This is a genomic window from Xanthomonas arboricola pv. guizotiae (assembly GCF_002940205.1).
Taxonomy (GTDB): Bacteria; Pseudomonadota; Gammaproteobacteria; order Xanthomonadales; family Xanthomonadaceae; genus Xanthomonas; species Xanthomonas arboricola_C.
In genome coordinates, this window is the sequence record NZ_MDSK01000008.1 from 152081 (window position 1) to 160910 (window position 8830).

An 8830-nucleotide genomic window follows, 5' to 3' on the forward strand; every position below is an offset into this window, starting at 1 on the left:
CAGGGCAGGGCCATGACCTCCAACCACTCCGCGCCGCTGGTCGGCATCGTGATGGGTTCCCGTTCCGATTGGGAAACCATGCAACACGCAGCTCAGAAGCTCGACGCGCTGGGCGTGCCGTACGAAGTCAAGGTGGTCTCGGCGCATCGTACGCCGGACGTATTGTTTGCCTACGCCGAACAGGCTGGCGAACGCGGCCTGCGCGCGATCATTGCCGGCGCCGGTGGTGCGGCGCATCTGCCGGGGATGCTGGCGGCCAAGACGGCGGTGCCGGTGCTCGGCGTGCCGGTACAGTCCAAGGCGCTCAACGGCATGGATTCGCTGCTGTCGATCGTGCAGATGCCGGCCGGGATTCCGGTGGCGACGTTTGCGATCGGCACTGCCGGCGCGGCCAATGCGGCCCTGTTCGCCGCTGCGATGCTGGCGCCGGAGCAGGCGCAGATCGGCCAGGCACTGGCGCAGTTCCGCGCCAGGCAGACCGACGATGTCATGGCCAGCGACGACCCGCGCCAATGACCACGGTCGGCATTCTGGGCGGCGGCCAGTTGGCCCGCATGCTGGTGTTGGCCGGTGCGCCGCTGGGCTTGCGGTTTGCGGTGTTCGACCCGGCCACCGATGCCTGCGCAGGGCAGGTGGCGCCGCTGCAGGCAGGCGCCTTCGACGACACTGCCGCGCTTGCCGCATTCGCCGCGCACGTGGATGTGATCACCTTCGATTTCGAAAACGTGCCGGCCGCCGGCGCGCAGCAGTTGGCTGCGCAGGTGCCGGTGTTTCCCAGCGCTGCCGCATTGGCGGTGGCGCAGGACCGGCTCAGCGAAAAAACCCTGTTCCGCGCGCTCGGCATTGCGGTGCCCGAATTCGCCGCCATCGACGACCGTGCAGGGCTCGATGCCGCGTTGGCCCGGATCGGCACGCCGTGCGTGCTCAAGACGCGCCGCTTCGGCTACGACGGCAAGGGCCAGTTCCGCATCAGGACGCTGGCCGATGCCGATGCCGCATGGGACGCGCTCGGCGCGCAGGCGGCGAAGGTCGGGTTGATCGTGGAAGCCTTCGTGCCGTTCGAGCGCGAGGTCAGCGTGGTGGCGGTGCGTGGGCGCGATGGCGAATTCCGCGCCTGGCCGCTGACCGAGAACTGGCACGTGGATGGCGTGCTCTCGGCCAGTCTTGCGCCGGCGCGAGTGGATGCCGGGTTGCAGGCTGCAGCGGAGGCGCATGCGCGTGCGGTCGCCGAGCGCCTGGACTACGTCGGCGTGTTCGCGCTGGAACTGTTCGTGCGCGATGGCCAGTTGCTCGCCAACGAGATGGCGCCGCGCGTGCACAACTCCGGGCATTGGACCATCGAAGGCGCCGAGACCTCGCAGTTCGAAAATCATGTGCGCGCCGTGCTCGGTCTGCCGCTCGGCAGCACCGCGATGCGCGGGCATGCCTGCATGCTCAACTGGCTGGGCGCGATGCCGGACGCGGCTGCATTTTTGGCGGTGCCCGGTGGGCATTGGCACGACTACGGCAAGCAGTCGCGCGAGGGTCGCAAGGTCGGCCATGCCACGCTGCGCGCCGAGACGCCGCAGCTGCTTGCTCGGGCCCTGAGCGAAGCAGGCGCCGCGCTGCAGCGTGATGTGCAGGTCGGACCGGTGCTCGCGCGCTTGAACGAAGGGTGATTCGCAGAGCCATCGGTGGTACTGCTGGCCTCGCCGATGCGCAGGTCCGTGGCGAAGATGCACGGCAGTGCGCGGTGCCGCCAGGCGCCGTTGCAACAGGTCGCCTGATCGTCGACCTGTTGCAACGGCGCAAGCGCTAGCCCAACCGGCTGGCCACGAACTCCCAGTTGATCAGCTTCCAGAACGCCTCCAGGTATTGCGCGCGGTCCTGGCGGTAATCCAGGTAATAGGCGTGCTCCCACAGGTCGCAGGCGAGCAGCGGGGTGTCCGGCCCGGTGAGCGGCGTGGACGCATTCGGCGTGGCGACGACCGCCAGTGCGCCATCCGGGCGCTGCACCAGCCACACCCAGCCCGAACCGAAGCTGCCCAGGGCGACGCGGTTGAATTCCTGCCTGAAATGCACGAAGTCGCCGAACGATTTGGCGATACGGTCGGCCAGCCGGCCCAGCGGCTCGCCGCCGCCGCGTGGGCGCAGACACTGCCAATAGAAATTGTGGTTCCACACCTGCGCAGCCAGATGGAACAGCGTGCCTTGCGCCTGCGCGATGATGTCTTCCAGCGTCAGCTCGGCGAACTCGCTGCCTTCGATGCGCGCATTGAGCCGATCGACCTCGCTGCGGTGACAGACGCCGTGGTGCGCCTCCAGGGTGGCGGCAGACAGATGCGGCTCCAGGGCGACGCGGGAGTAGGGCAGTGCAAGGTGTTCGATCGGCATGATGGCAAGGGCAGCGAAGGGAGTGCGGCGATAGGTCGCGCTGAAGGCTTACAATGCGCGCCTTTGCGGAAGTCTATCCGACCCGGCGGTCGGGCCTGCCGCTCCCAGTCAGGAGAGTCCAATGCCGGTGATGGAACGGATCCAGGCCGAAGTCGAACAACACCCGATCGTGCTGTTCATGAAAGGCACCCCGCAATTCCCGATGTGCGGTTTTTCTAGCCGCGCCGTGCAGGCCCTGGTGGCTGCCGGCGCCGATCAGTTGCGCACGGTCAACGTGCTGGAAGAACCCGAAGTGCGCGCCAATCTGCCGCGCTATTCCAACTGGCCGACCTTCCCGCAGCTGTTCATCCACGGCGAGCTGATCGGCGGTTGCGATATCACGCTGGAACTGTTCGAAGCCGGCGAGCTCAAGCGTATCGTCAGCGAGGCCTACCAGCCGTGAGTCTGGCGCAGGCCCGGCCCGACGCGGCGGCGCTTGCCGGCCGCGTGGTGCTGATCACCGGTGCAGCCGGCGGGCTGGGCAGCGCTGCGGCGCAGGCGTGTGCATCCGCCGGCGCGACCGTGGTGTTGCTCGGCCGCAAGCTGCGCCCGCTGGAGCGGGTCTATGACGCAGTTGCCACGCTGGGCCAGGAGCCGTTGCTGTACCCGCTGGATCTGGCCGGCGCCACGCCGGACGACTACGCCACGCTGGCGCAGCGGTTGCAGTCCGAGCTCGGTGGCCTGCACGGCCTGCTGCACTGCGCCGCCGATTTCGCCGGCTTGACCCCGGCCGAACTCGCGGCGCCTGCCGACTTCGCACGCAACCTGCATATCAACCTCACCGCGCGCGCCTGGTTGACCCAGGCCTGCCTGCCGCTGTTGCGGCAGCAAGGCGATGCGGCGGTGGTCTTCGTCGTCGATGACCCTGCACGCGTTTGCCAGGCGTACTGGGGTGCCTATGGCGCTGCCCAGCATGCACAGCGTGGCCTGCTCGCCAGCCTGCATCACGAAACCGCCGCCGGCCCGGTCCGCATCAGCGGACTGCAGCCCGGCCCGATGCGCACCGCCTTGCGCGCGCGCGCCTTCACCCATCAGGAGGACAGCGACGCGATGGACCCCACGCGCTATGCCGCCGCCTGCGTCACCTTGTTGTCCACGGCAGGTGGCGCGCACCGCGGCGCGATCTGGAGTCCTTCCGCATGACCATTCTTTCGGCGGCACTGCTGCTGTTCCTGATCCTCGACCCGCTGGGCAACATCCCGGTGTTTCTCAGCGTGCTCAAGCCGCTGCCGCCGAAGCGCCAGCGCTTCGTGCTCGCGCGCGAGTTGCTGATCGCCCTGTTCGTGCTGATGGCGTTCCTGTGGGGCGGCAAGTACGCGCTGGAGCTGATGCATCTGCGCCAGGAATCGGTGGCGATCGCCGGCGGCATCGTGCTGTTCCTGATCGGCATCCGCATGATCTTTCCGCGCCCGGAAGGCCTGATGGGCGAGATCCCCGACGGCGAGCCCTTCATCGTGCCGCTGGCGATCCCGCTGGTGGCCGGCCCGTCCGGCATGGCCGCGGTGATGCTGATGGGCAGCAACGAGCCCACCCGGTTATGGGATTGGAGCCTGGCGCTGATGATCGCCTGGATCGGTGCATCCACCATCCTGGCCTCGGCCCCGCTCTTGTACAAACTGCTCGGTCATCGCGCACTGACCGCGATCGAGCGGTTGATGGGCATGTTGCTGGTGGCCATTTCGGTGCAGATGTTTCTGGACGGCCTTGGCACTTATTTCAAGCTACCGGTGTCGATCTGAGTCCAGTCGGCGATGGGCGGGCGGGGTGCATGGGGACGGGTCGTTGAATGTCCGGCGGGAATTTGAAGCCGCGTCGCTGACCCGTGGCGTGAGCGGATGGCGGTGTCTGGCGGCCATAGCGTGGGATGGCTTCCGATAGCCAGCGCTGCGTTTTCAGGCCAAACGTTGCCGATTTGCGACAAGCCAGCTCGATAGCGCGACGCCGGTCGCAAATGCCGCGCGACTTTGCGCAAGCTGGCGTTTAGGCCTTCACATGCGAAGTTCATGTTGCACTGCGCGAACTTTGTCACGTCGCCGTCACAATCAGGCCTTAGCGTGTTAATCTGTTGTTAACCGTTGCGGCAGCAACCAGCCGCGCGGCAAGGGACCCCAGATCATCGGCAGCCCACCCCCGGGAACGGTTGGGCTGACTGCGCCTTTTTGTCACTGCCCAACCTGTATCGAGGCTACCGAAATGACCCACCCCCGCTGTCTCCGCATGTCCAAGCTGACGCTTGGCCTTGTTGCCGCACTCGCCGCCGCCCCTGTGTTCGCCCAGAGCACCTCTGCCGGCGTCGCTGGCCTGGTGACCAGCAGCGCCGGCCAACCGGTGCCGAATGCCGAAGTGACGATCACCCACGTCGAATCCGGCACGGTCAGCCGCGCCACCACCGATGCCAGCGGACGCTACAACGCGCGCGGCCTACGTGTGGGTGGGCCGTACACGATCACGATTAACGCGTCCGGTGCTGGCAATACCACCCGTGAAGGCGTGTATCTGAATCTGGACAAGGTCAATCAGGTCGATGCAGCCCTGGGCGGCGATCTGGCCACGCTGGGTACCGTGCAGGCGATCGCAGGCAATTACGGCTCGGCGATCTTCAGCGCCAACAAGATGGGCACCGGCACCAACGTGACCCGCGAAGAAATCGAGTCGCTGCCGTCGATCAACCGCAACCTGCAGGACTACGTACGCCTGGATCCGCGTGTTGCGCAGACCGACAAGGCGCGCAACGAAATCTCCATCGCCGGCCAGAACCCGCGCTACAACGCGATCCGTGTTGACGGCATCAGCACCAACGACGCGTTTGGCCTGGAATCCAACAGCCTGCCGACGCCGCGCCAGCCGTTCTCGATGGATGTCATCGACGAAATCTCGGTGGACGTTGCCAATTACGACGTCACGATCAGTGGCGGCACCGGTGGCGTGATCAATGCCGTCACCAAGTCGGGTACCAACGAATTCCATGGTTCGGTCTATGGCACCTACCGCGAGAACGATTGGTCGGGCAAGAACCAGAACGACATCCGTCCCCAGCTGTTCGACCGCGAATCGACCTACGGCCTGACCCTGGGCGGCCCGATCGTCAAGGACAAGCTGTTTTTCTTTGCCAACTACGAAAAGTACAAGGGCAAAGGCGTTTTTACCGGTAATAGTGGCTTTGGACCGACGGGGTCTGGCGAGAGCAACATGGTTGGCATCACGCAGGCACAGATTGATCAGGTCATCGATATTTCGCGTAACGTCTACGGTTTCGATCCCGGCACCCTAACCTTACCTGCGCTCGATTCTGATTCCGAGGAAAAGGGTTTCAAGCTGGATTGGAATATTAGTGATAAGCATCGCGGCTCGTTTCGCTATGGCAAGTCGGAGCAGAGCACGGCTAACCTTAATGGCTTCAGCAACACCTCGCTTGCACTGAACTCATACCATTACGTTCGAGACTTCGAGCTTGAGACCTATACCGGTCAGTTGTTCAGCGACTGGACCGAAACGTTCTCGACTGAAGCCAAAGTCTCCTATCGCGATTACTCGGCGGTTCGTACTGCTGCATCGCAGTTGCCAGCGATCGCCGTGCGCTTCGGTAACAACACGTTGAACCTTGGTACCGAAGCCAATACCCAGGCCAATGAGCTACGTACCGAAACCTGGAATGCATTCTTTGCCGGCACGCTGTTCTTGAACGACCACACGGTCAAGTTCGGCTTCGATTATGAAGACAACGACATCTACAACCTGTTTGGGCCGCGCGTTTTCGGTAACTATACGTTCAATTCGGTTGCGAATTATCAAGCGAATCTGCCGAATGCCTATCGCTACTCTTATTCGCCGACCGGTATTGACGATATCGCTGCGAAGTGGGGCATGCGTAACGTGGGCGTGTTCCTGCAGGACTCCTGGGCCGTCAACAGCAACCTGACCCTAAACTTCGGTCTGCGTTATGACGAGCCGATGGTGAAGAGCTCACCGCAGTTCAACCAGGCTGCCTTTAACGCATTTGGTCGTCGCAATGATGAAACCATTGATGGCAACGGCTTGTGGCAGCCGCGCTTTGGTTTCAACTACACCTTCGACGCAGACCGTCCTACCCAGTTGCGCGGCGGTGTTGGTCTATTCCAGGGTGCTGCCGCGTCGGTGTGGTTATCTAACCCGTATTCCAACACCGGTTTGGCGTACACCGATTACAACTTCCCTAACGCGTCCAACAGCGGGATTCGCTTTACGCCGAATATCAACAACCAGCCGCGCGGAACATCGGGAGCCACGCAGTCGGTCGATTTCGTAGACAAGGATCTCGGCCAGCCTGCAGTGTGGAAGGCCAATCTGGCGTTCGATACCGAGTTGCCTTGGTACGGCATCATTGCGTCGATGGAAGGTGTCGTCACCAAGGTCAAGGAAGCGATCTATTACCAGCAGCTCAATCTTGGTGCCGCAACTGAGGTTGGTCAAGATGGCCGTAGGATCTACTGGAATCCCAACGGACTTAATCCGGCAAACTGGAACTCGCTGGGTAACGCATGTCTTCGCGAAACCGGTGTGGCGGTGGGGTCATCATGTGTAAACAGCGGCACGGACATCCGTGCGGGTCGTAACACCAGTTTTAACGACGCCATCATTGCGCGCTCCACCGACCAGGGTGGCACGCAGAGTTTCACTGTCGGCTTGAACAAGCCATTCAACGATAGCGACTGGTCGTGGAGTCTCGCGTACACGTACTCGAATGCGAAGGAAGTCAGCGGCCTGAACAGTTCTACATCGGGCTCGCAGTTGCTCAACACTGCAACTTTCCAGGCAAACGAAGAGGTCAACGCGACCTCGGCTTACGAGATCAAGGACAGCTTCCTGGGCACCCTGCAGTGGAAGCATAATTTCTTCGGCGATTTTGCGACCAAGCTCGGTCTGGTGTATCAAGGTCGTAGCGGCCGTCCGTACAGCTACACTTTCGACAACGACGCCAACGGCGATGGTCGCTTCAATGATCTGTTGTACATCCCGGCAGCACGTGGCGATGTGCTCTTCCGCAATGCCGCTGAAGAAAATGCGTTCTGGAACTACGTCAACAACGATCAGTATCTTTCCACACATAAGGGCCAGGTTGCGGGTCGCAACGCGGTGCGTAATTCTTGGGTCAACCAGTTCGATCTGCACATCGAGCAGGAGCTTCCGGGCTTCTTCGATGGCAACAAGGCGCAGATCTGGGTCGACGTCATGAACGTGGGTAACCTGCTCAACAAGAAGTGGGGCCGCGTCGACGAGTACGCGTTCCCGGGCTTCAAGGGTGTGGCCGAGTACGGTGGTATCGACCCGACCACCAAAAAGTATGTTTACCGGTTTAATGAGCCAGATGCTGCAACTGTCTACGACGACAAGGGCATATCCCGCTGGGCACTACAGCTAGGCTTCCGTTATCAATTTTGATGTCGGTATGTGCTAAAAAAACGGCCGTCACTCGGCCGTTTTTTTTCGACATAAAAGTGTGGCACTGATATATGGCCTTGAAATTTTAGCTTCAACGCAAATATGAGTTGGAGAGGGAAAATCTTACTGATATCTTTGGATATAGGTTTGCAGCACGGTAATTTTCTTCAAATCGAAATTAGTAAAGTGAAAGGATCGGCATTTCATTAACGTGATGGTTGTCGCATTCTATTTGCGACTTAGTGTGTTCTAATCGCAGATTGACCGAGCATTAAAGAAGATGGAACCTCTTATTGCAATGCCAGTGATATTTAAACCCACTAGATCGATGAAGGGCGATCTTGATCTTGTCTTATTCAAAAGCATGGATGCTGTAAAAAGGTTTTCAATTTCAGAAGAATTCTTGTGCGATTCCCGAATTTTTTTATTTAAAAATATACTTAGAAGGCATTCAGATTTAGATTGCAATCAAGATGTCATCGCCCGTCTTGCCGCATATGTTAGTCGGCTAGACGAGTCGTCGCCGGCTTCGATTTTGGAAGCGCACCGTAATTTGATGTGCCTTGAAAATAAAAGTAGTTTTCGAAAAGAACCTGTTCAAGTCGGAGTGCGGAAAAGCTCAAGTATAGGTTTTATAGCTCCTCTCTATGAGGTGAAGTTAGAGATCGTCTGGTTGATGGATATGTGTAAAAAAGAAAAGGATATTGTCGCCTTGATGGTTATATTTAACTTTTTCTTTTTGCATGTCCATCCCTTCGCTGATGGAAATGGACGCATGTCACGACTGATTTTGCATAAGATGCTCATGGAGAGAGGGTTTGAGAAATTGTCGATTTTTGTTTCTTTGATTAATCTGGTTGAAAAAGAGCGGTTTGTTGATCGGCTTCACTTCGCCCGGCAATATGGCTTAACAGGCTGCTGAAATACCAGCCGCGACGCGAGGCGCAACCAGCGGAATTTTCCAGTACATGTCAGAAGTGGCGAACAATTGACCATGCAG

The 8830-nt window shown here is 60.4% G+C and carries 8 protein-coding genes; 7 read left to right on the forward strand and 1 reads right to left on the reverse strand.

Annotated features, from left to right (window positions below; genetic code table 11):
- Positions 1-12 precede the first annotated feature (12 nt).
- Together purE and XarbCFBP7408_RS07195 are read left to right on the forward strand one after the other, a co-directional pair.
- The gene (purE, locus tag XarbCFBP7408_RS07190; RefSeq protein ID WP_104562360.1) at positions 13-516 is read left to right on the forward strand and encodes a 5-(carboxyamino)imidazole ribonucleotide mutase; all 504 of its coding nucleotides are present in this window, start codon (positions 13-15) and stop codon (positions 514-516) included.
- Complete coding sequence (locus tag XarbCFBP7408_RS07195) at positions 513-1658, forward strand: 5-(carboxyamino)imidazole ribonucleotide synthase (protein WP_104562361.1); 1146 nt, start codon at positions 513-515, stop codon at positions 1656-1658. Before purE ends, XarbCFBP7408_RS07195 begins: the two co-directional genes overlap by 4 nt.
- A gap of 136 nt (positions 1659-1794) precedes the next feature.
- Here XarbCFBP7408_RS07195 and XarbCFBP7408_RS07200 read toward each other — a convergent pair whose 3' ends face one another.
- The gene (locus XarbCFBP7408_RS07200; RefSeq protein WP_104562362.1) at positions 1795-2373 is read right to left on the reverse strand and encodes a superoxide dismutase; all 579 of its coding nucleotides are present in this window, start codon (positions 2371-2373) and stop codon (positions 1795-1797) included.
- A 121-nt stretch (positions 2374-2494) separates the two neighbouring features.
- Here XarbCFBP7408_RS07200 and grxD point away from each other — a divergent pair, with 121 nt between their 5' ends.
- The 5 genes from grxD to XarbCFBP7408_RS07225 all read left to right on the forward strand — a co-directional run bounded on the left by grxD (position 2495) and on the right by XarbCFBP7408_RS07225 (position 8752).
- Entirely contained in the window at positions 2495-2815 is a 321-nt protein-coding gene (grxD, locus tag XarbCFBP7408_RS07205) for a Grx4 family monothiol glutaredoxin (RefSeq protein ID WP_006450539.1), read from the forward strand.
- Positions 2812-3555, forward strand: a complete 744-nt coding sequence (locus tag XarbCFBP7408_RS07210) for an SDR family NAD(P)-dependent oxidoreductase (protein WP_104562363.1) — start codon at positions 2812-2814, stop codon at positions 3553-3555. The genes grxD and XarbCFBP7408_RS07210 overlap by 4 nt, the downstream gene beginning before the upstream one ends.
- On the forward strand, positions 3552-4151 hold the full coding sequence (locus XarbCFBP7408_RS07215; protein ID WP_006450537.1) for a YhgN family NAAT transporter: 600 nt from the start codon (positions 3552-3554) through the stop codon (positions 4149-4151). Before XarbCFBP7408_RS07210 ends, XarbCFBP7408_RS07215 begins: the two co-directional genes overlap by 4 nt.
- A 454-nt stretch (positions 4152-4605) precedes the next feature.
- Entirely contained in the window at positions 4606-7830 is a 3225-nt protein-coding gene (locus XarbCFBP7408_RS07220) for a TonB-dependent receptor (RefSeq protein WP_104562364.1), read from the forward strand.
- A 280-nt stretch (positions 7831-8110) separates the two neighbouring features.
- Positions 8111-8752, forward strand: coding sequence for a Fic family protein (locus XarbCFBP7408_RS07225; RefSeq protein WP_104562365.1), 642 nt, complete (start codon positions 8111-8113; stop codon positions 8750-8752).
- Positions 8753-8830: the final 78 nt, after the last annotated feature.